The sequence below is a fragment of the Comamonas sp. DB36 genome, assembly GCF_057914905.1.
On the sequence record NZ_CP196631.1, the window covers coordinates 636,718 to 657,622 of the forward strand.

Below are 20,905 nucleotides of genomic sequence, written 5' to 3' on the forward strand. Positions count from 1 at the left end.
GGAGCCGCCAGCGGCGGAGGAAAATAATTCAACATGCAACATCACCATACTGTGGACGCCTCGGCAGTCTTTGCCGGCCCTCTGGGGGACGAACTGCGAGCCAGGCTCGCTTCTGATGAGAACGTTCTAGCCATCGTCCCGGTTGACCTGAGTGCTGATTTGCAGTTTGGCAATGGTCTATTGGCCCTGACGCAAGAAAGGTTGCTGGCCTGCGACCCCAAGACCCGTCAATGGAGTGAGTGGGCACTGACCATCGATCAGAGCCTGCGCCTGCACGACCACGGCGGTGTCGGGCATCTCGAATTGCACAACCATGACGCGCGCCTGGCGCACTGGTTCGTCACGCTGAGCCACCAGGCGGCCATGGTGCTGCTGCAGCAGCAGTTCGACCGCCAGCGCGAGCGCATCGCGCGCCAGCAGGCCTACAGCGCGGTCGAAGACGAGGAAACCGCGCATTGCCCGGTGTGCCATGCGACCCTGCCGCCCAATACCGACGACTGCCCGGCCTGCGCGCGCCAGCAGGCGCCCCAGACCTCGACCTGGGTGCTGCTGCGCCTGTGGCGCTTCGCCAAGCCTTACCAGGGCCAGCTGCTGCTGGGCTTCATCCTGACGCTGGCCACCACCTGCGCCCAGCTGGTCGCGCCCTACCTGACCATTCCGCTGATGGACAAGATCCTGATCCCGTTCCAGAACGGCGAGAAGATCGACTCCAGCCTGGTGGCGTTCTACCTGAGCGCGCTGCTGGGCTCGGCGCTGCTCGCCTGGGCGCTGGGCTGGGCGCGCACCTTCGTGCTCGCCAAGGTCTCCGAGCGCATAGGTGCCAACCTGCGCACCACCACCTACAACCACCTGCTGACGCTGTCGCTCGACTACTACGGCAGCAAGCGCACGGGCGACCTGATGGCGCGCATCGGTGCCGAAACCGACCGCATCAACCTCTTTCTGTCGCTCAACGCGCTGGATTTCGTCACCGACGTGCTGATGATCGTGATGACCTCGGTGATCCTGTTCTCGATCAACCCCTGGCTGGCGCTGGTCACGCTGGTGCCGCTGCCGTTCATTGCCTGGATGATCCACACCGTGCGCGACCGCCTGCGCACCGGCTTCGAGAAGATAGACCGCGTCTGGTCCGAAGTCACCAATGTGCTGGCCGACACCATTCCCGGCATCCGCGTGGTCAAGGCCTTTGCCCAGGAAAAGCGCGAAGCCGCGCGCTTCGACGAGGCCAACCAGATCAACCTGCAGGCCAACGACAAGGTCAACAAGACCTGGTCGCTGTTCACTCCCACGGTGACGCTGCTGACCGAAATCGGCCTGCTGATCGTCTGGGGCTTCGGCATCTACCTGGTGGCCGACGGCTCGATCACCGTCGGTGTGCTCACGGCGTTCATCGCCTACATCGGCCGCTTCTACACGCGCCTCGACTCCATGAGCCGCATTGTCTCGGTCACGCAGAAGGCCGCGGCCGGCGCCAAGCGCATCTTCGACATCCTCGACCATGTGAGCAACGTGCCCCAGCCCGCCAACCCCGTGAAGATGGACAAGGTCCAGGGCGCGATCACCATGAAGGACGTGGGCTTTCGCTACGGCAGCCGCAGCGTGATCAAGCACCTGGACCTGCACATCAAGCCCGGCGAGATGATTGGCCTGGTCGGCCACAGCGGCTCGGGCAAGAGCACGCTGGTCAACCTGATCTGCCGCTTCTTCGACGTCTCGGCCGGCTCCATCCAGCTTGACGGCGTCGACGTGCGCCGCATCTCGGTGTCCGACTACCGGCGCAACATCGGCCTGGTGCTGCAGGAGCCGTTCCTGTTCTTCGGCACCATTGCCGAGAACATCGCCTATGGCAAGCCCGAGGCCACGCGCGCCGAGATCGTTGCCGCGGCGCGTGCCGCCCATGCGCATGAATTCATCCTGCGCCTGCCCCAGGGCTATGACTCGCTGGTCGGCGAGCGCGGCCAGAGCCTGTCGGGCGGCGAGCGCCAGCGCATCAGCATCGCGCGCGCGCTGCTGATCGACCCGCGCATCCTGATTCTCGATGAAGCGACTTCGGCCGTGGACACCGAGACCGAAAAGGAAATCCAGAAGGCGCTGGACAATCTGGTGCAGGGCCGCACGACGATTGCCATTGCCCACCGCCTGTCGACGCTGCGCAAGGCCGACCGCCTGGTGGTCATGGACCGCGGCGAGATCGTCGAAGTCGGCCCGCACGACGAACTCATTGCGCTGCGCGGCGCCTACTGGCGCCTGTACGAAGCCCAGGCGCGGCGTGCCGAAGAAGATGCGCAGGCCGCAGGCCTGGTGCTGCAAACCTCGCTGATCAAGGACTGAACCATGGCCGAAACATTGGATATGACCCCGCTGGACCTGCAGGTGCGGCGCGACGCCCATGGCTGCCTGGTATTGACGCTGGCCGACGGCAGCGAGCATGTGGGCGTGGTGCCGGTGCGCGCGTTTCCCATGGCCGCGCCCGAGGAAGGGCTGTCGCTGATGCGCAGCGACGGCAAGGAAGCGCTGTGGGTGGCGCACATGAGCCTGCTGCCGCCGGCCGCGCGCGTGCTGATCGAGCAGGACCTCGCCATCCGCGAGTTCGTGCCGACCATCCTCAAGATCCGCAGCGTCTCGAGCTTTTCCACGCCCAGCACCTGGGAAGTCGACACCGACCGCGGCGCGACGCAACTGGTGCTCAAGGCCGAGGAAGACATCCGCAAGCTCCACGGCCGCACGCGGCTGCGCATCGCGGGCAGCGACGGCGTGCAGTTCGCCGTGCCCGACACCACGGCGCTGGACCGTCCTTCGCAGCGCCTGCTCGAGCGATTTCTATAGCGCTGGGGGCCGATGGGCTCTGGGTTTGGGCGGGTTCGGCAAAATTTCTGCAAAAAAACCGGTTTTTTTGCAGAAATTGCTTTATTTTTGGCTGGCGCTGCCGATGAAGGTACGAGGGCGGGAAGTTTCCGCCATTCGCCATACTTTTGAGCCACCGAAGGATTCACCATGTCAATCACACCTGTCGATCGATCGTCTGCCTGGCGACCTACGGGCGCTGATTTGTACTCGACCGGCGCGTCAGGTGCCGTGCCCGTGCGCCCCATCAACCCCGTGAACGCGATCGAATCCACCGACCGCCTGGGCGAAGGCGCGATCGTGCGCGAGCCCGACAAGCCTTCGGCGCCCGACCAGGGCAACCGCGACTGGACGGCGGTCGAAGAGAAAAAGCAGGTCGAGGAAGTCGAGGAGCCGCCCAAGGAGCCCATCCACAAGCAGCTGATCGAGCATTTCCAGTCGCTGTGGCTGGCAAGCGCGCGCGTGGTGGACCAGGCCCAGCAGGTCAGCCAGACCGACGAAGCCGAGCGCAACAAGCTGATCGTCAAGGACGAGCCGCTGACCTACTCCGAGCCCAAGACCAAGCGCACGCGGGGATTGTAAAAGCCCCCCCTGAGCCGCTCAGGGGCGCCCGGCCAGGGGCGCCCGGCCAGGGACGGCACCTTTGCTGCGGGGCGGCCCTTGCTCGGTGCCCCTACGCTGTGACACGCTGGCTGCAAGCGCCGTATCCGTTCGTGGTGAGCTTCCCTGGCAGTGCGCGTCCAACCATGAACGGCCGGCGCGCAAAAAACGCAATTACTTCTTGTCCGCCTGCTGCGCCGCCTTGGCCGCGCGCTCGGCGCGGTATTGCAGCGCAAACACTTCGACTTCCTCGAAGGACACAAAGCCGTCCTTGTCGGTATCGGCCGTGTCGAAGGCCGCGGCCAGGCGCGGAAACAGCGCGACTTCGCTGCGGCTGAGCTTGCCGTCCTTGTTGAAGTCCAGCAGCTGGAAATCGCGCCTGGCCTTGATTTCGCCTTTGGTCAGCGCAGCGCCGTTGGCGCTTTCGGCGGGCGCGGCATCGGGCGCCGGGGTCTGCGCCAGCGCCAGGCCGCAGGCCGTGAGCAGCACCAGACCGCACAGCAGGCCGGCGGCGCGCTGGCGCAGGAGAAGAGGGAAATAGGAATTTGCCATGCGAACCATGGTGCCATGGCTGGCGCTGCTGCGCCCAGGCCGGCGCAATCACCCCTGGCCGAACTGCTTGCGCCTGGTTGCAGATGTTTCCTGCAGGCTGGCTGCTATGCCGCTGCGCACATGGCCCGATGGCACATGCAGCGCCGCATTGCGCACATGGCCGGTCTGGTCGTCAAAGAAGAAGTCGGGTTCGAATTCGCGCAGGAAGGCGCCCTTGCTCAGGCCGCCGAGGAACATTGCTTCGTCCACGGCGATGTTCCAGCTCATCAGCGTCTGGATCGCGCGCTTGTGCGCGGGCGCGCTGCGCGCCGTCACCAGCGCGGTGCGGATGCGCATGCCCGGCACTTCGGCGGCCATCTGCTGCAGCCGGTGCAGCGCGGCGAGCAGCGGCTTGAACGGGCCGTCGGGCAGAGGCTGGCCGTGGCGGTCGGTCTCGTGGCGCTGGAAGGCTTCCAGCCCTTCGGCCTGGAACACGCGCTCGGCTTCGTCGGAAAACAGCACGGCGTCGCCGTCGAAAGCGATGCGCACTTCGTTGGGGTGCGACAGGCTGGCCTGCACGGAATCGGTGAACACATGGGCTGCGGGGTAGCCCAGGCGCAGCGCCTCGGTCACATCGTCGGCATTCGCCGAGAGAAACAGATGCGCGCCCAGCGGACGCAGATAGCCGAACGGCGGCCGGCCCTGGGTGAAAACGCCGCGCTGCAGCGCAATGCCCGCCGATTCAGCCGAATGGAACACGCGCAGGCCGCTGACCGGGTCGTTGCGCGAGAGGATCACGACTTCGACGCGCCGGGCATCGGGCGTGTTGAACGCAAGCAGCTTCTGCACCAGCGAGAACGCAATGCCGCGCTGCGCCGGGATTTCCAGCCGCTGGCGCTGCAGCTCCAGATAGGTGGCGGCGTCGCTGCGCTCGAACAGGCGGTTCTCCTCCTCGAAATCGAACAGCGCGCGTGAGGAGATCGCGACGACCAGTTTGTCTTCGAGCGTCACGGACATGGCGCGCCTGCTTACTTGACGAACTGGTTGAGCTCGATGATGGGCATCAGCACCGCGAGCACTATCAGCATCACGACCAGGCCCATGACCACAATCAGCAGCGGCTCGAGAATGGTTGCCAGGTGCATTGCGCGGCGCTGGACTTCGGTCGACAGCTGCACGGCGGCGCGCTGCAGCATCACGGGCAACTGGCCGGTCTGCTCGCCCAGCCGGGCGAACATCGCCAGCAGGCCGGGAAAGCGTTTCTTGGCCAGGGCCGAGGCCAGCGGCGCGCCTTCGCGCACCAGCACCAGCGCGTCCAGAGCGTCGGCGCGCAGCGCGCGGTTGCCCAGCGTTTCGGCCGCGGCCTGCAAGGCCTTGAGAATCGGCACGCCCGCGCCCGCGAGCATGGCCAGCGTGCTTGCAAAGCGCGCGGCGTTGTAGCTGCGCGCCAGGCGGCCGATCAACGGCAGGCGCAGCCAGGCGGCGTCGAAGCGCTCGCGCGTCGCCGGGTTGCGCAGCATCTGGCGCGCGGCGAGCGCGCCCAGCACCAGCACGCCCAGCATCAGCCAGCCATATTCGCGCACGAAATCGCTGATCGCGAGCAGGGCCACGGTCAGCATGGGCAGCTGGCGCTTGGTGCCGACGAACACGCCCGCCACCTGGGGCACGACATAGCTCACCAGAAACAGCACGATGACGATGGCCACCAGCGACACGATGGCCGGATAGAGCGATGCGCCTATCAGCTTGGATTGCAGCGCCTGGCGTGCCTCGAGGTCATCGGCCAGGCTGGCCAGCACCAGTCCCAGGCTGCCGCTCGACTCGCCCGCGCCAATCACCGCGCAATAGATTTCGGAGAATTCGCGCGGATGCTGCTGCAGCGCGCGCGAAAAAGTGGAGCCCGCATTGACTTCGGCGCGCAGCGTGGCCAGCAGGTGGTGCTGGCGCTGGTCTTCGGCTTCATCGGCCAGCGCGCTGAGCGCACGCTCCAGCGGCAGGCCCGAAGTCACGAGGCCGGACAGCTGGCGCGTCCAGACCGCGAGCGCGCTCGCATTGAACACCGGCCGCGTGAACCAGCGTTCCTGCCATGTCAGCTCGGCGCCGGGCGCCGCGCCCGACCCCAGCGGAACGACGGACAGCGGCACCAGCGCCTGGGAACGCAGCAGATTGCGCGCCGACTTGGTGTTGTCGGCCTCGAGCGTGCCCTTGCGGGAGGCGCCCTGGGCGTCGAGGGCTTCGTAGGAAAAAGCAGGCATGGGAAACAGGCAGGGCGGGCGAAAGGAATTCAGCACATATTAGCCGCTGGCGATGACGCTGTGTGTGCGCCATTGCCGCGCCGGCGCTGCCGCGGCGCGCGCGGCTGTCAGCCGGCCATCGCCTGGGCCGCGATTTCGAGCGAACGCAGGCGCAGATCGGGGTCGAAGACATCGCTGACCAGCATGAACTCGTCGGCCTGGGTGGACTGTGCCAGCGCCTGGAAGTGGCTGCGCACGGTGTCCCGGCTGCCGATCACGCCGGCACGCAGGAAGTCGTTGATGGCCGCGGCTTCCGACGGCGAAAGCTGGGCGGCGTAGTTCTCGACCGGCGGCTGCAGCCGCGAGCGGTTGCCGGTGAGAATGCCCAGGATGCGCTGCTGGGTGCTGCTGGCGAGAAATTGCGCTTCCTCGTCGGTGGGCGCGGCGACCACGGGCACGCCGACGATCGCATAGGGCTTGGCCAGCGTTGCCGAAGGTCGGAACAGTTCGCGGTACATGTCGAGCGCCTGGTGCAGCATGCGCGGCGCGAAATGCGAGGCAAATGCGTAGGGCAGGCCCATGTGCGCGGCGAGCTGGGCCGAGAACAGGCTGGAGCCCAGCAGCCAGATAGGCACATTGGTGCCCGCGCCCGGCATCGCAATGATGCGCTGGCCCGGTGTGGCCGGGCCCAGCAGCTGCTGCAGCTCGGCGACGTCGCGCGGGAAGTCCTGTTCGGTCTCGACGCGGTCGCGGCGCAGCGCGCGCATCGTCGGGCCGTCGGTGCCGGGCGCACGGCCCAGGCCCAGGTCGATGCGGCCTGGATAGAGTTCGGCCAGCGTGCCGAAGGCTTCGGCCACGACCAGCGGTGCATGGTTGGGCAGCATCACGCCGCCCGAACCCACACGAATGCTCTTGGTGCCGCCGGCGATATGGCCGATCAGCACGGCCGTCGCGGAACTCGCGATGCCCGGCATGTTGTGGTGCTCGGCGAGCCAGTAGCGCGCAAAGCCCAGTTCCTCGGCCTTTTGCGCGGTGCGCAGCGCGATTTCCAGGGCCTGGCCCACGCTGCCTCCTTCGCGCACGGCGACGAGATCCAACAGGGAAAGGCGGATGTCTTGGAGGTTTTTCAGCATGCAGTGGGTCTTTCGTTGGGCCGAAGGGGTCACATGGCCGCAAGCCGATCAACGTGGCTTGTGGCTGCCCCAGCATCCGAAGATGCGGGTGAACGCGCCACTATCAAGGGGTGTAGCGCCGGGTGATTTCGTTCTTGCAGGTGATCCCCACCACAATGCACCAGATGAAGGACAGCACGGCAATGCCGATGTTGTTGCTGCCCATTTCCATGGCCACGAAGGACAGCGGCAGCGCGATCAGCGCGGCCAGCCTTATGCAGCGGCGCAGCTGGGTCTCCGACAGCCGGGGCTTGTAAAACAAAAGCAGCCCGTAGCTGGCAATCGCCAGCAGGGCCAACAAAAGGAAAGTCTCGCCGCCGTAGGGCGCGCTCCAGGTGCTCAGGGTTTGCATCATGGCGAACATTGTCGCCGCTGAAACAATGCCCTGCAGTCCGGCACGCGGTTGCTAGTTTCCGGCAAGCCGGCCCAGCGCCGCGCCCCGCTGCGTCAGTCGCGCGTCACGCGCAGCACCTCTTCGGGCGTGGTGATTCCCGAGCGCACCAGGCGTTCGCCGTCGTCGCGCATCAGCGTCATGCCGCTGGCCAGCGCCGCGGCGCGGATATCGGCTTCGCTGGCCTGGCTGTGGATCTGGCTGCGGATCGCGTCGTCGACCACCAGCAGCTCGAACACGCCGGTGCGGCCCTTGTAGCCGCTGGGCTCGGACTTGTCTATCTTGCGCACCAGCCGCTGGGCCAGCACGCCCAGCAGCGAGCTGCTCAGCAGGAAAGGCTCCACCCCCATGTCGATCAGGCGCGTCACGGCGCTGGGTGCGTCATTGGTGTGCAGCGTGGCCAGAACCAGGTGGCCGGTCAGCGAGGCCTGGATCGCGATCTGCGCGGTCTCGAAATCGCGGATTTCGCCGATCATGATCACGTCCGGATCCTGGCGCAGGATGGCGCGCAAGGCCTTGGCAAAGGTCAGATCGATCTTGGAGTTGACCTGGGTCTGGCCTATGCCCGCGAGCTCGTACTCAATGGGGTCCTCGACCGTCATGATGTTGCCGCTGGATGCGTCCAGGCGCTGCAGCGCCGCGTACAGCGTCGTGGTCTTGCCCGAGCCCGTGGGGCCGGTGACCAGGATGATGCCGTGCGGCTGGCGTATCAGCGACTCGATGCGCTCCAGCGTCTCGCCCTGCATGCCCACCGACTCGAGCGTGAGCTTGGAGCCGCTCTTGTCGAGCAGACGCAGCACGGCGCGCTCGCCATGGGCGCTGGGCAGCGTGGAGACGCGCACGTCGATGGCGCGCGTGCCCAGGCGCAGGCTGATGCGCCCGTCCTGCGGCAGGCGCTTTTCCGAAATGTCGAGGTCGGCCATGATCTTCAGCCGCGAGATCAGCGCCGCATGCAGCGCACGGTTGGGCTGCACCACCTCGCGCAGGTCGCCGTCGACGCGAAACCGCACGCTCGAATGGCGTTCGTAGGGCTCGATGTGGATGTCGCTGGCGCCGTCGCGCGCGGCCTGGGTCAGCAGCGCGTTGAGCATGCGGATGATGGGCGCGTCGTCGGCGGTTTCCAGCAGGTCTTCCACGGCGGGCAGGTCCTGCATCATGCGCGACAGATCGGCGTCGGATTCGACTTCGCTGACCACGCGCGCGGCGTTCGACTCGCCCTGGGCGTAGGCGGCGCTGATGCGCTGCGCGAGCTGGCCGGCGTCAATCGCCTGCCACTGCGGCACGGCGTATTTGCGCTGCACTTCGGACAGCGCCTGGAAGTCGGGCGCAGGGCCGTGCCACAGCACGGGCTGCTGGCCGTCGTCCTCGAGCAGCAGCTGCGCGCTGCGGGCATAGGCGTAGGGCAGGGGATAACGCATGGAATCAGGGCGCGCTGTAGGCGTCGTCGGTGTCGGTGAGGGGCACGATGCGCGGCCGCGCGGGCTTGGGCGCCTCGGGCGCGAACGGCACGGTGGCCAGCGGCTGGGCCGGGCCGCCGGGCTGCAGCGCGGGCAGCACGGGAGCGCCCGAGACGCTGTTGAGAATGGTGCTGGGCTGCGGCTGCAGGCCCTGCTGCGCCGCGCGAATGACTTCGTAGCGGTCGGTCATCAGCGCATCGGCCGCGGCCGCGTCGCGCACCACCACGGGGCGCAGGAACACCATCAGGTTGGTCTTCTTGCGCGCGCGGTTCTCGCTGCGGAACAGGTTGCCCAGGCCCGGAATGTCGCCGAACAGCGGCACCTTGTCCTCGGCCTGCGAGTAGTCGTCCTGCAGCAATCCGCCGAGCACGATGATGCTGCCGTCCTCGACCAGCACGTTCGACTCGATCGAGCGCTTGCTGGTGGTCGGGCCGTTGGTGTCCTTGAGCGTCGAGCTGTCGATCTTCGAGACCTCCTGGTAGACCGACATCTTCACCGTGCCGTTCTCGTTGATCTGCGGGCGCACGCGCAGCATCAGGCCCACGTCCTTGCGCTCAACGGTGGTGAACGGGCTCACGCCCGAGGTGCCGGTGGTGCTCGCGTAGGAGCCGGTCACGAAAGGCACGTTGTTGCCGATGATAATCTTGGCTTCCTCGTTGTCCAGCGTCATCAGATTGGGCGTCGACAGCACGTTGGCGTCGCCGCTGTTCTGCAGGAAGTTGGCGAGTGCGCCGAGATAGTATTTACCGTTGATGCGCGGCGCGATGCCGAAGTTCAGGCCGGCGCCGAGGTTGCCCAGCGCGGTTGCGGCCGTGGTCGCGCCACCGGCGAGTCCCGCGGTCACGCCCAGGATATTGGCGCCGCTGGTACCAGAGTTGGTGCCGATCACGCCCATGGTGCTGCCGTTGTTGCCCAGCAGCGACTGCCACTGCACGCCGAACTGGGCCAGCTTGTTGGCCGTGACTTCGACAATCAGGCTTTCGACCAGCACCTGGGCACGGCGGCCGTCAAGCTGGTCGATGACCGCGCGCAGCTGGCGATAGACCGGCGGCGAGGCGCTGATGATCAGCGAATTGGTCGAAGGATCGGCCTGGATCTGGCCGCCGGTCGAAGGTTGGTTGCTGCTGCCCAGGCTGCCGCTGTCCGTGCCCAGGCCGCTGCTGGTGCTGCTGCCCGACAGGCCGCTGGCGCTGCTGGTCTGGCTGGTGGAGGTGTTGCCCAGGCCGGTGGTGCGCATGCCGCCGCCAGAGCTGGCCGCCGCATTGCCGCCCGCGGCCTGGCTGCCGACGCCGCCGTCGCTGGCCATGGCCGCGCGCAGCGTCGTCGCCAGCGTCACCGCATCGGCGTTCTTCAGATAGACCACATGGATGTTGCCGCTGGCCGCGGCCGAGCTGGCATACGCGGGCTGGTCGAGGCGCGCGATCAGCGAGCGCACCTGGGCCAGGCGCGCGGGATTGGAGGCGCGCACCACCAGCGCGTTGCTGCGCGGCTCGGCCATGAGCGTGGTCTTGAAACCCGTGTCCGTCTGGCCCTGGGCCACGGCGCCGGGCACCGCGCCTGCGCTGCCGCCTTCGATCAGCCGGCTCACCAGTACTGCCATTTCGGAAGCCACCGCGTGCTGCAGCGGAATCACTTCGATGTCGGTGGCATTCGACACGTCCATCGCGGCGACGATGCGCGCCAGGCGCTGCACGTTGTCGGCGTAATCGGTGATGACCAGCGAGTTGTTGCCCGGGTTCACGTTGATGGTGTTGTTCGGGCTGATCAGCGGCCGCAGCACGGGCACCAGGTTGGCGGCGGTCTCGAAGTTGAGCTTGAAGATCTGCGTCACGATCTGGCCGCCGGCCGGCGAGCCGCCACGTCCGCCCTGGGACACGGCGACATTGCCCGACTGGAGCTTGGCGTCGGCTTCGGGAATGACCTTGTAGAGGCCTGCGGCCTCGACTACCGTGAAGCCCTGCAGCCGCAGCGCCGCGAGGAACTGCTGGAAGGCCTGGGCCGGGGCCAGCGGCTTCTCGCTGATCAGCGTCATCGTTCCCTTGACGCGCGGGTCGACCACCACGTTGCGCCCGGTGATGGTCGCCATGGAGCGGGCCACGGCCTCGATCTCGGCACCGGAGAAATTGAGCGTCACCGGTTCTTTGCTGCGGGGCGCGGTCTGCGCGGAAACGCCGGCACAGGCCAGCGTGGCCGCGGCGGCGAGGGAGTGGAGGGCGACGCGCAAGCGGCGTGCAGTGATGAACGTCATGGAATTTAGCCCAGGGAAATGATGGAGCGCGCGCCGCTGCGCCGCCCGATGATGTTGAGGAAGTTGGCCAGCGCGGCCTCGCGCTCGGGCGAGGCGCTGGCTTCGCCGCGAAACCGCAGGCGCTGTCCGACCCATTGGCCCGCGCCGCTGAGCTGCAGGTGGCCTTCGAGCGTGCTGAGCGTGACCTGCGGCGCATCGCCGCCGTCAAAGACCAGCCGATAGCTGCCCATGGGGCGCAGCGTCGACAGCCGGGACGAAACGCCCAGCGCATCGAGCTGCAGCTGGCCTTCGCTGCGCAGGCGGCCGGCCAGCCATTGCACCTTCAGACCCTGGGTGCGCAGCTGCAGCTGGCCCTGGATCTGGGCGGTGTTCCACGGCGTGCCCAGGCCCGTGAGCAGGGCCGCAGGCCATTGGCTCTGCTGGTCCTGGACCTGCGTTTCCACGCCTTGCCAGTGCAGCAGTATGCGCGCCTGCAGCGGCTGCGGCGTGCAGCATTCGGTGGCGAGCTGGATGCGCGCGCCGCGCCAATCGGGGCGCAACCGCCACTCCACGCGCGAGGGCAGTGCCAGCGCGTCACGGCTGCCCGCGCCGCCGCTGAGCACCAGCCGCGCCGAGCCGGTCCACAGCGTGCCTCGGGCTTCAAGCAGTTGCAGCTGGCCCTGGGTCGCGCGCTCCAGGCCCGCGGCCAGCCAGTGGGCGGGCGCGGCCAGCACCAGCGTCACCAGCGCGCCCAGCAGCGCGCCGGTGACGGCCCAGGCGCGCGGCGAGCGCACGGTGGCCTCGGCCCGGCGGCTGCGCGGCGAGCGACGCAAGGACTTCATTGCGTGGCCTCCGCCAGCGGCAAGGCCAGCACCAGACTGCCATCCCAGTGCGGTTCGCTGGCGCTGGCCTGCGCCGGGCCGGCAGTCGCCGTGAGCCGCATTTCAACGGTGCTGACCTTGAGATTCTGGCGTGCCTGGCCGAGCCACGCGGCCAGCGCCGCGGCAGGCGTGTTCTTGAGCGTGAGCTGGGCGCGTTCGCCCTGCAGCACCAGGCGTGCGCCCGGGCCGAGCTGGCTGCTGACCGAGTCCTGCAACGCGCGTTGCAGGTCGGGGCGCGCGGCAGGCAGCGCGCCGGCGGACTCGGTCGTGGGCGGCGGCAGTTCGGCCTGCAGGCGCAGGGCTTCGGCTTCGAGGCGTTGCATGCGCTGCAGCTGCAGGTCTAGCGCCGCATGCCGTGCGGGCGCGGCACGCAGTGTCTGCAGCGCGGGGGCGAGCAGCAGCCACCAGGCAAGCGCCAGGGCGATCGTGCCCGCGGCGAGGGACAGGGCCTGGCGCTCGCGTGGCGCCAGACCGGCCCAGCGCGCCTGCCAGGCGCCCAGGCGGGGAGAGCGGGCGGTATTCATGGTTGTTCCTTTGCGCGCAGCACCAGGCTTTGCGCGTCCGCGCGGGCGGCATAGCCCATCGCGGCCAGTTGCGACTGCAGCTGCTGCTGCGCCGTGGCGTCGAGCGTGAGCCCGCGCAGGCGCAGCTCCTGATCGCTGTACTCAATCGAATGCGGGCGCATGCCCCTGGGCAGGGCCTGGCCCGCGGCCGACAGCAGCGGCTCGAGCGCCTGCGCCGAAAGACTGCCGGTGCGCTGGCGCAGTTGGGCGACTTCGCGCTCCATCTGCAGCGGCGCATCGACCACCAGCGCAGTTTTCGGAAACGCCTGCAGCAGGCTCGCGCGCACTGCGGCCTGCTTGGCGGCCAGTGCCTGGCGTTCCTTCCAGGCCCAGCCATTGAGCCCGACCAGCTGGGCGACGACCAGCACGCCCAGCGCCCAGCGCGCGGCGCGCCACTGGGGGGCGCGCACGAAGGACTGGCAGGCGCTGACCACGCGCCGCAGCGCATGGCTGCGACCGCCTACGGCCAGATCGAACTGCGCGAGATTCCAGGGGCTGCGGCTGGCTTCCAGCAAGCGTTCGGCCAGTGCCTCCAGGCGCACCGGTTGCTGCAGGCGTTGCTCGGCGAGCGCCGCCACCGCGGGCGCGGCGTCGACGACCAGGCCTTCGGGCGCGCCCAGCAGCACCAGGCCTTCGGCGCTCAGCGGCGCGCAGGCCACGCCCTGGTCGGGGCCGCAGCCCGTGGCCAGCAGCCAGGCCGATTCCGGCGTGCCCATGGCCCAGAGGTGAGGAGCTTGGCCTTCGGCCGCGGGCGTCAGCTGGGCAACGATGCGGTCCACGCGCCGCTGTGCGGTTTCCAGCGCCTGCAGGTGCGAGCGCAGCCAGCCGCGGTCGCAGGCCGCGACCCAGGCGCTCTGGCCGGCGCGCGCGCCCGGCTCCAGCGCGAAGTGCAGCAGTTCGGGTTCATCGAGCAGATGTTCTTCGACCAGGCCTTCGATCACCGAGCGCAGCCGCGTGGTCGCGTTGCGCGTGCCCACGGCAATGCCGGCCGGCAAGGTGATGCGGTGCCATGACAGCGCCTGGTGGGGGATGACGGCGACGACTTCGACCGCGCGTCCCGCCGCGGGCAGTTCGGTCGCCGTGGCCGCCGCATGGCGTGCGACGGTCTGACCATCCAGGCTCAGCGCAAACGCGTATTGCCATTCAGGGCCCGCGGGCGCAAGCGGCAGTTGGAGTATCAGAAGGCTCATAGACTGGAGGTACGTGCCGGAGTGGCTACCGGCAGGGGCAGATTCTGGGAGGTCCAGTGGCCGCGTTCGCGCCACAGGGTAACGACATTCATGCCGGTGCGCTGCACCAGCGAGCGTTCGCTGACCATGGTTTCGCCAAGTCGCAGGCGACCGCGGATCTCGAAGAAAGACGATGAGAACGCGAGCAGGTCCTGCGGCGTGTCGGACGGCATGCCCAATCGTTGCAGCGCATCCGGCATGGTGCGCACGGGGCTGGCCTCGCGCGCCTGGATGAATTGGTTGGCCCGCGCCCAGTCCAGGTCCTTGACGCTGGCCCAGATCACTTCGGCGCTCGCGGTGTTGAGGTTGACCGGCGTGGGCGTGGGCAGCAGTGTGACATGCGGCTCGAGCCGCGCAATGATTTCGGGGGCGACGCCCAGCCAGCCGAGCTGGGCCAGCGTGCGCGGCATCAGCGGTGCCGTGCTTTCCGGATTGTTGCCCGCGGCCTGGGCCATGCGCAGGCCGACGACGATCTGCTGCAGCGAAGAGGCCGGCAGGCCCAGGCGCTCGAACAGGCGCGAGAACGCGAGCTCGGTGGCTTCATTGCGCAGCAGCAGGTTGCGCAGGTTCATGCGCGACTGCAGATCGATGATTTCACCCGACAGGAAAGCATTCGCGGTTTCGGTCGACGCATCGTCGACCTGGCTCACGTTGGCTTCGGCGGCGAGAAAGCTCGACAGCTTCGCTTCCTGCAGCGGCACGGCCCAGGGCTCGGCCAGGTGGTCGGGGCCGCCCGAGCGCGCGTCCTCGCGCAGCACCACGCGCGACCAGTCGAGCGCGCCCAGCAGTATCCAGGCGGCCTGGGCGCGCGCGCGCTCGGCGGTCTCGACCTCGACCGCACGCCATTGCTGCCACAGTGCCGTGGCCGCGAAGGTCGCGACCAGCGTCACGGTCAGCATCGCGGTGAGCAAGGCGGCGCCGCGCGACGGGCTGCGGGCGGCGGTGCGGAGGGAGCGCGTGGCGATCATGATCTGCTGTTCTGGCGCAGGGGGTTGACCCAGTCGCGCACGAGGCGACCGGCAATGCCCGCGCCGGCGGGAAGATCGAGCTGCAGCCGCACGCCATCGGGAATGTCGTTGTTGGTGGCGGCAGTGGTGCCGGGAGTTCCCGCCGTGCCCGCCGTGCCCGCGGTCCCTGTGGTTTCCGCGGCTGCGGCTGCATTTGCCGCGTCGGTCGCCGTGCTGGTCGTGGCATCGCTGGACTGGGGGTTGCTCCAGGCGCCGCCGCGGTAGTAATAGATGGCCCAGCCGTTGAGCGGGAACAGCGCGGTTTCGCGTGCGCGCTGGGCGTCGCTGGGATTGCGTGCCCATTGGCTGGCCTGGTTCCAGGCATCGTTCCATTCGCTGCGCGTGCGCACCGGCGGCGACTGCCAGCGCAGCCATTGGTCACGGCCCTGGCTGGTGCGCCGGGTCCAGCCCACGACCAGCGCGCCGGCTTCGGGCGCGGCGGTGTTGCGCCGCGTCAGGCGCAGCACCTGGCCGTCCCAGGCTATGGCCTGGGTGTTTTCCAGCGTCATCAGTCCGTCGAGGTCGGCGTTCCATTGGGCCAGCGCGGTCTGCAGCACCGCATGCGCGTCGGTATGGGCGCGGGTGTACTGCTGCGAGCGCAGCATGCTGTCGAGGCCGCGCCAGCCCATCAAGGCCATCAGCGCCATCGCCACCAGCGCGACCAGCAATTCAACCAGGGTAAAACCGCTGGCCCGGGACAGGGGGCGACGCGCGCGGGCCTGCATGTCAAAAACGTCCCACGATGGCGGTGATGCTCAGCACCGGAAACTGGCCGTTGCTAATCTTCACATCGGCGCGGCGAAAGCTCGGGTTGGGCGTGGGGCGCACGATCAGGGTCACGCCAAAGACCTGGCCCGCCTGCTCGCAACTGCCGCTGGTGTCGCCCACGGGGGGCATCTGCTGCGACAGGCGCATGCGCACCAGTTCGTTCTCGGCGCAGAGCTGGCCCAGCAGCATGTCTGTCTGGCGCTGGGCGTTGCGCGTCAGCGCCGACGTGGCCTGGGCGCCCGCGAGCAGCGCGATGGCGACTATGCCCAGCGCCACCAGCACTTCGATCAGCGTGAAGCCGCGGGCGGGCGCAGCGTTCCGGCGGCGCAGCGGTGCGTTCATGGCCTGCCCTCGGGCGCGAACGGCCGCAGGCCATCGGACGCAATCGACAGGCGCAGCTCGGGCGTGTCGACATGGGTCAGCAGCGTGCGCTGCGGCGGCAGCAGGGGCTCGGGGCCCAGCACCAGCACCGCGCCGTCGGCGACGCGCGTGCCCGCATCCAGCCACTGCGTGGGCAAGGTGCTGCCGGGCTGCAGGCCTTCAAAGCGAAAGCCCGCAGCCGTCGCCTGCCAGCGCACCAGCGTGCCGCTGGCGCGTGCCTGGGCGCGGCCGGCCTCGAGCAAGGCCGCGAGCCGCTCGCCTTCGCGCTCGAGCCGGCTCTGGCCGCTGTCGCGCATGGACATGGCAACGCCGGCCGTGGCCAGCGCCATGATGCTGATCACAACCAGCAACTCCAACAGGGAAAAACCGCGTGCGCGTGTCATGGCCGTATCCGGTCAGGCAGGGAGCCCACGCGCGTACGGGCGCGCTGCCCCAAGAGGGCGCATTACTGCCAGCTGCCAATGTCGGCGTCGTTGCCTTCGCCGCCGGGCTGGCCGTTGGCGCCCAGCGACATCACATCGACTTCGCCCTTGATGCCCGGGTTCAGGTACTGGTAGGGATTGCCCCAGGGGTCGTTGGGCAGCTTTTCCACATAAGGCTTCCAGTTGTTGGGCTGGGGGCCTGCAGTGGGACGCGCCACCAGGGCCTGCAATCCCTGTTCGGTCGTCGGATAGCGCTGGTTGTCCAGCCGGTAGAGCTTGAGCGCCTGCATGATGTTGGTGATGTCGGTGCGCGCCGCCGTGCGACGCGCGTCATCCGCGCGGTCGAGCAGGTTGGGCACGATCAGCGCGCCGAGCACGCCGATGATGACAAGCACCACCATCAGCTCGATCAGCGTGAAACCACGCTGTACGGCCTGGCGCAGCGGGCGCGCCGGTGTGCATTGCGGAACTGTCATGGAATTCAGTAGCTGTAACGTCATATGAACCCATGATAATGCGTCATGGTGACAAATTCGCTTCAAAATTGGCGCGTGCGTTTGTGCACGTTCATTCTCTGGGCGGTCGCGGGAGCGTGCCTGGTGTTCTGGACTCTGCGCCTGGCTTCCCCGGTCGAGGCGGCGATGGTCGCGGTTGCCGCGCCCGGCCCCGTCGCAGTGGACCTGCAGGCGCTGGCCCAGGTGCTGGGTGCGGGACCGGCCGCACCCACGGCCCAGGCGCCGGCCACGCCCAGCCGTTATACGCTCCAGGGACTGTTGGCGGGACGCGACAGTGGCCGCGGCGCAGCGGTGATCGGGGTCAACGGCCAACCCGCGCGGGCGTTTCCCGTGGGCGCGCAAGTCGATCAAGGCCTGGTGCTGCAGTCGGTCGGCGTACAGCAGGCGCGGCTCGGGCCTTCGCGCCAGGGTGAAGCCACCGTGACGCTAGAACTGCCGATCAAGAAATAAACCACTGCCCGGGCGCGGGCGCGGCCTGGGTCCACGCAGCGGCCGTCGCCGGTTTTCCGCGCTCGGTGCGCAGCCAATGCACGCAGCGCGCCACGCCCGCATGGCTGATCCAGACCCTGTCGGTGTCGGCGGGGCCCGGTTCCTCTAGCGCCAAACGCACGCGCGCGAGCATCGCGGCCAGTGCCTCGCCACCGCCGGGCGCATAGCCATGCAGGTCGGCGGCCCAGGCATCGAGTTCGGCGCGCGGCAGCGCATCCCAGGGCTGGCCTTCCCAGGCGCCGAAATCCATTTCCTGCAGGCGCGCATCCGCCTGGCTGCACAGGTCGGGCCGCAGCGCGCGCACGGCATCCGCCAATTGCACGCAGCGCCTCAGCGGTGAATGGCGCAGCAGCACGCCGCCGGGCAAGGCCTGCGCCAGTTGCTGGGCGGCCTGTTGCGTCGCCTGGGCATCGGCGTCCACATCCAGCCGGCCGTAGCAGATGCCCGGCGCGACCAGCGGCAGCGCATGGCGTACCAGCCACAGCCGCGTCATCCGGCGCCGCGCAGCACGCCGACAGCAGCGCCCAGGTAGAACGCAATCTCGCTGATCTGCTGGGTCGCGCCCAGGCAGTCGCCCGTGAAGCCCTGCAGCCGCCGGGCAAACCAGCGCGCGAGCCACAGCGCCGCGAATGCGCTGCCCAGCAGGCCCAGGCCCAAGGCCAGCACGGGCTGAGCCAGCGCGTACAGCGCCAGGGGAGCGAGGCACCACAGGCCGGCCGCGACCAGCGTGCGGGCGCTGATCTGGTCCGCCAGGGGTTTGCTCTTGGAGCGCGCGGTGTCGCCTACATGCGGCAGCAGGCGCACCAGGCACAGCGGCCAGAAGCGCGAAACCACATGCGCGACGGCCACGGCCGCGGCCGCGGCGGTCAGGCTGTGGCTGCCCAGCACCGCGAGCAGGCTGATCTTGGCCAGCAAGGCCAGCACCAGCGCCAGCGCGCCATAGGCACCCAGGCGCGAGTCCTTCATGATGTCGAGCGCGCGCTCGCGGTCGGCGCTACCGCCCAGGCCGTCGGCCACGTCGGCCAGGCCGTCTTCATGGAAGCCGCCGGTCATCCAGGCCGTGGCGATGCAACTGAGCACCGCGGCGGCCAGCGGCGCGAACACGCTGGGCGTGAGCGCGGCGCAGACTGCCGCATAGGTGCCCGCGCCGACCGCGCCCGCGATCCAGCCTATGCCGGGGAAGTGGGCCGCGCTCGCGCGCAGCATCGCCGGGCTGAAGCCCACCCAGGCGGCGAGCCGCCCGGTCACGGGAATGCGCGTGAAGAACTGCAGGGCCAGCAGGAAGTGGCGCAGGGCTTGCATGGTCGGGTGCCGGCCGCGCGAGAATTACTGCAGGAACAGGCGGTAGGCCGGATTGAGCGTTTCTTCGACCCAGGGATAGCCCACCGAGGCGAGGAAGGCGTCGAACGCAGCGGCGTCCTCGGCCGGCACCTGCATGCCGACCAGGATGCGCCCATAGTCCGCGCCCTGGTTGCGGTAGTGGAACAGCGAAATGTTCCAGGTCGGCGCCATCATGCTGAGGAACTTGAACAGCGCGCCCGGGCGCTCGGGGAACACGAAGCGCAGCAGCCGTTCTTCCTGGGCCAGCGGCGAATGGCCGCCCACCATGTGGCGCAGATGCTCCTTGGCCATTTCGTCGAACGTCAGGTCGAGCGCCTCGAAGCCGTTCTTCTGGAAGTTCTTCGCGATCTTTTCCGATTCGCCCTTGGCCGCCGTCGTCAGGCCGACAAACACATGCGCGCGCTGCTGGTGGCTGATGCGGTAGTTGAATTCGGTCACATTGCGCTGGCCGCCGGGCAGCTTGCCCACGACTTCGCAGAAGCGCTTGAAGCTGCCGCGTTCCTCGGGGATGGTGACCGCGAACAGCGCTTCGCGCTCCTCGCCGACTTCGGCGCGCTCGGCGACGAAGCGCAGGCGGTCGAAATTCATGTTGGCGCCGCACAGGATGGCGGCATAGGTCTCGCCCTTGGTCTTGTGCGTGGCCACATATTGCTTGATCGCGGCCACGGCCAGCGCGCCCGAAGGCTCGACGATGGCGCGCGTGTCGACAAACACATCCTTGATCGCCGCGCAGACCGCGTCGGTGTCGACCACCACATATTCATCGACCAGATCGCGCGCAATGCGGAAGGTCTCCTCGCCCACGAGCTTGACGGCCGTGCCGTCGGCAAACAGTCCCACATCGCCCAGCTCGATGCGCTTGCCGGCCTGCACCGAACGCGCCATCGCGTCCGAGTCGCGCGTCTGCACACCTATCACCTTGATGTCGGGGCGCACGGCCTTGAGGTAATTGGCCACGCCCGAGATCAGGCCGCCGCCGCCTATGGCCACGAACACCGCATCAAGGCGCTGGGTGCCGAGCTTTTGCAGCTGGCTCAGCATTTCCATGGCGATCGTGCCCTGGCCCGCGATCACGTCCGGATCATCGAACGGGTGCACGAAGGTCAGTCCCTGCTCCTGCTGCAGCTGCAGCGAATGCTTGTAGGCATCGGAATAGCTTTCACCCGCGAGTACCACTTCGCCGCCCAGTGCCTGCACAGCATCGACCTTGAGCTGGGGCGTGGTGGTGGGCATCACGATCACCGCGCGGCAGCCGAGCTTGCGCGCGCTCATGGCCACACCCTGGGCATGGTTGCCGGCCGAGGCACAGATCACGCCGCGCTGCAACTGCTCCTGGCTCAGGTGGGCCATCTTGTTATAGGCACCGCGCAGCTTGAAGCTGAACACCGGCTGCTGGTCCTCGCGCTTGAACAACACCTTGTTGTGCAGCCGGCGGCTCAGGTTCTTGGCGGGCTGCAGGTCCGATTCCACAGCCACGTCATAGACGCGCGCGGTCAGGATACGGGTGAGGTAGTCGGCGGGAGTGAGGTGTTTTGTCATGGTCGGCGAAAAGGCTGGGCCGCGAAGGCAAGCCCGCGGGTAGGCTGGGCCGCCATCATAGGCGTTCGAGCGTTTGCGGGTGAGTCCGACAGGTGTTCGCAGGCTTGCGATCCGCCGGTCTGCCAAGTCAATCGACCAAAAAAAAGCCCCAGGCTGTGAAGCCTGGGGCTGAATCCACCATTAGAGGAGGTGGAGGAGACAAAGGGTGCGATACAGGAATAATGTCCTGCGGTCCGCCTGAAAATTACAATCACTTCAGGTAACGCTTGAGCCAATTGTATCGCAAAAGATGCTGCGTTGCAGCAAAATCAGGG

General features: G+C 68.2%; 22 protein-coding genes. 4 read left to right on the forward strand and 18 right to left on the reverse strand.

Annotated features, from left to right (window positions below; translation table 11 throughout):
- Positions 1 to 33 precede the first annotated feature (33 nt).
- The 3 genes from ACSVDO_RS03005 to ACSVDO_RS03015 all read left to right on the forward strand — a co-directional run bounded on the left by ACSVDO_RS03005 (position 34) and on the right by ACSVDO_RS03015 (position 3,426).
- Positions 34 to 2,331, forward strand: coding sequence for a cyanophycin metabolism-associated ABC transporter (locus ACSVDO_RS03005; RefSeq protein WP_489594850.1), 2,298 nt, complete (start codon positions 34 to 36; stop codon positions 2,329 to 2,331).
- 3 nt (positions 2,332 to 2,334) lie between these two features.
- Entirely contained in the window at positions 2,335 to 2,826 is a 492-nt protein-coding gene (locus tag ACSVDO_RS03010) for a cyanophycin metabolism-associated DUF1854 family protein (RefSeq protein WP_489594851.1), read from the forward strand.
- 168 nt (positions 2,827 to 2,994) lie between these two features.
- Entirely contained in the window at positions 2,995 to 3,426 is a 432-nt protein-coding gene (locus tag ACSVDO_RS03015; RefSeq protein WP_332533943.1) for a hypothetical protein, read from the forward strand.
- Positions 3,427 to 3,618: 192 nt separating this feature from the next.
- Here the strand turns inward: ACSVDO_RS03015 and ACSVDO_RS03020 are convergent, their stop codons facing one another.
- The 15 genes from ACSVDO_RS03020 to gspG form a co-directional block, all read right to left on the reverse strand.
- Positions 3,619 to 3,996, reverse strand: coding sequence for an EF-hand domain-containing protein (locus tag ACSVDO_RS03020; RefSeq protein WP_489594852.1), 378 nt, complete (start codon positions 3,994 to 3,996; stop codon positions 3,619 to 3,621).
- A 48-nt stretch (positions 3,997 to 4,044) separates the two neighbouring features.
- The gene (locus ACSVDO_RS03025) at positions 4,045 to 4,992 is read right to left on the reverse strand and encodes a 5'-nucleotidase (protein ID WP_489594853.1); all 948 of its coding nucleotides are present in this window, start codon (positions 4,990 to 4,992) and stop codon (positions 4,045 to 4,047) included.
- A gap of 11 nt (positions 4,993 to 5,003) precedes the next feature.
- Entirely contained in the window at positions 5,004 to 6,230 is a 1,227-nt protein-coding gene (gspF, locus tag ACSVDO_RS03030) for a type II secretion system inner membrane protein GspF (protein WP_489594854.1), read from the reverse strand.
- A gap of 107 nt (positions 6,231 to 6,337) precedes the next feature.
- Positions 6,338 to 7,342 (reverse strand): LLM class flavin-dependent oxidoreductase, encoded by a 1,005-nt coding sequence (locus tag ACSVDO_RS03035; protein WP_332533947.1) that lies wholly within the window; start codon positions 7,340 to 7,342, stop codon positions 6,338 to 6,340.
- Between the two features lie 103 nt (positions 7,343 to 7,445).
- Positions 7,446 to 7,736: a hypothetical protein gene (locus ACSVDO_RS03040; protein ID WP_489594855.1), complete on the reverse strand. Its 291-nt coding sequence runs from the start codon at positions 7,734 to 7,736 to the stop codon at positions 7,446 to 7,448.
- 92 nt (positions 7,737 to 7,828) lie between these two features.
- On the reverse strand, positions 7,829 to 9,190 hold the full coding sequence (locus tag ACSVDO_RS03045; protein ID WP_489594856.1) for a GspE/PulE family protein: 1,362 nt from the start codon (positions 9,188 to 9,190) through the stop codon (positions 7,829 to 7,831).
- Positions 9,191 to 9,194: 4 nt separating this feature from the next.
- Positions 9,195 to 11,477, reverse strand: a complete 2,283-nt coding sequence (gene gspD, locus ACSVDO_RS03050; RefSeq protein WP_489594857.1) for a type II secretion system secretin GspD — start codon at positions 11,475 to 11,477, stop codon at positions 9,195 to 9,197.
- Positions 11,478 to 11,482: 5 nt separating this feature from the next.
- Entirely contained in the window at positions 11,483 to 12,298 is an 816-nt protein-coding gene (gene gspN, locus ACSVDO_RS03055; RefSeq protein WP_332549397.1) for a type II secretion system protein N, read from the reverse strand.
- Positions 12,295 to 12,861 (reverse strand): type II secretion system protein M, encoded by a 567-nt coding sequence (locus ACSVDO_RS03060; RefSeq protein ID WP_489594858.1) that lies wholly within the window; start codon positions 12,859 to 12,861, stop codon positions 12,295 to 12,297. The genes gspN and ACSVDO_RS03060 overlap by 4 nt, the downstream gene beginning before the upstream one ends.
- Positions 12,858 to 14,090 (reverse strand): type II secretion system protein GspL, encoded by a 1,233-nt coding sequence (gene gspL, locus ACSVDO_RS03065; protein ID WP_489594859.1) that lies wholly within the window; start codon positions 14,088 to 14,090, stop codon positions 12,858 to 12,860. The genes ACSVDO_RS03060 and gspL overlap by 4 nt, the downstream gene beginning before the upstream one ends.
- Complete coding sequence (gspK, locus tag ACSVDO_RS03070; RefSeq protein ID WP_442881423.1) at positions 14,087 to 15,100, reverse strand: type II secretion system minor pseudopilin GspK; 1,014 nt, start codon at positions 15,098 to 15,100, stop codon at positions 14,087 to 14,089. Before gspK ends, gspL begins: the two co-directional genes overlap by 4 nt.
- Positions 15,094 to 15,861 carry a PulJ/GspJ family protein gene (locus ACSVDO_RS03075; RefSeq protein WP_489594860.1) on the reverse strand — a complete coding sequence of 256 codons (768 nt, stop codon included), beginning with the start codon at positions 15,859 to 15,861 and terminating at the stop codon, positions 15,094 to 15,096. Before ACSVDO_RS03075 ends, gspK begins: the two co-directional genes overlap by 7 nt.
- A 1-nt stretch (position 15,862) precedes the next feature.
- Complete coding sequence (gene gspI, locus ACSVDO_RS03080) at positions 15,863 to 16,246, reverse strand: type II secretion system minor pseudopilin GspI (protein WP_332533955.1); 384 nt, start codon at positions 16,244 to 16,246, stop codon at positions 15,863 to 15,865.
- The gene (locus ACSVDO_RS03085) at positions 16,243 to 16,668 is read right to left on the reverse strand and encodes a prepilin-type N-terminal cleavage/methylation domain-containing protein (protein WP_489594861.1); all 426 of its coding nucleotides are present in this window, start codon (positions 16,666 to 16,668) and stop codon (positions 16,243 to 16,245) included. Before ACSVDO_RS03085 ends, gspI begins: the two co-directional genes overlap by 4 nt.
- 62 nt (positions 16,669 to 16,730) lie before the next feature.
- Complete coding sequence (gspG, locus tag ACSVDO_RS03090) at positions 16,731 to 17,183, reverse strand: type II secretion system major pseudopilin GspG (RefSeq protein ID WP_332533957.1); 453 nt, start codon at positions 17,181 to 17,183, stop codon at positions 16,731 to 16,733.
- A gap of 75 nt (positions 17,184 to 17,258) precedes the next feature.
- Here gspG and ACSVDO_RS03095 point away from each other — a divergent pair, with 75 nt between their 5' ends.
- Positions 17,259 to 17,672 (forward strand): type II secretion system protein N, encoded by a 414-nt coding sequence (locus ACSVDO_RS03095; protein ID WP_489594862.1) that lies wholly within the window; start codon positions 17,259 to 17,261, stop codon positions 17,670 to 17,672.
- Here the strand turns inward: ACSVDO_RS03095 and ACSVDO_RS03100 are convergent.
- Genes ACSVDO_RS03100 through ilvA form a run of 3 tightly spaced genes read right to left on the reverse strand, consistent with a single transcriptional unit; the run spans position 17,662 to position 20,591 of the window.
- Positions 17,662 to 18,204: a histidine phosphatase family protein gene (locus ACSVDO_RS03100; protein WP_489594863.1), complete on the reverse strand. Its 543-nt coding sequence runs from the start codon at positions 18,202 to 18,204 to the stop codon at positions 17,662 to 17,664. The two genes, ACSVDO_RS03095 and ACSVDO_RS03100, sit on opposite strands and share 11 nt — an antisense overlap.
- On the reverse strand, positions 18,201 to 19,013 hold the full coding sequence (gene cobS / locus ACSVDO_RS03105; protein WP_489594864.1) for an adenosylcobinamide-GDP ribazoletransferase: 813 nt from the start codon (positions 19,011 to 19,013) through the stop codon (positions 18,201 to 18,203). The genes ACSVDO_RS03100 and cobS overlap by 4 nt, the downstream gene beginning before the upstream one ends.
- Positions 19,014 to 19,037: 24 nt before the next feature.
- Positions 19,038 to 20,591, reverse strand: a complete 1,554-nt coding sequence (gene ilvA / locus ACSVDO_RS03110) for a threonine ammonia-lyase, biosynthetic (RefSeq protein ID WP_332683540.1) — start codon at positions 20,589 to 20,591, stop codon at positions 19,038 to 19,040.
- Positions 20,592 to 20,905: the final 314 nt, after the last annotated feature.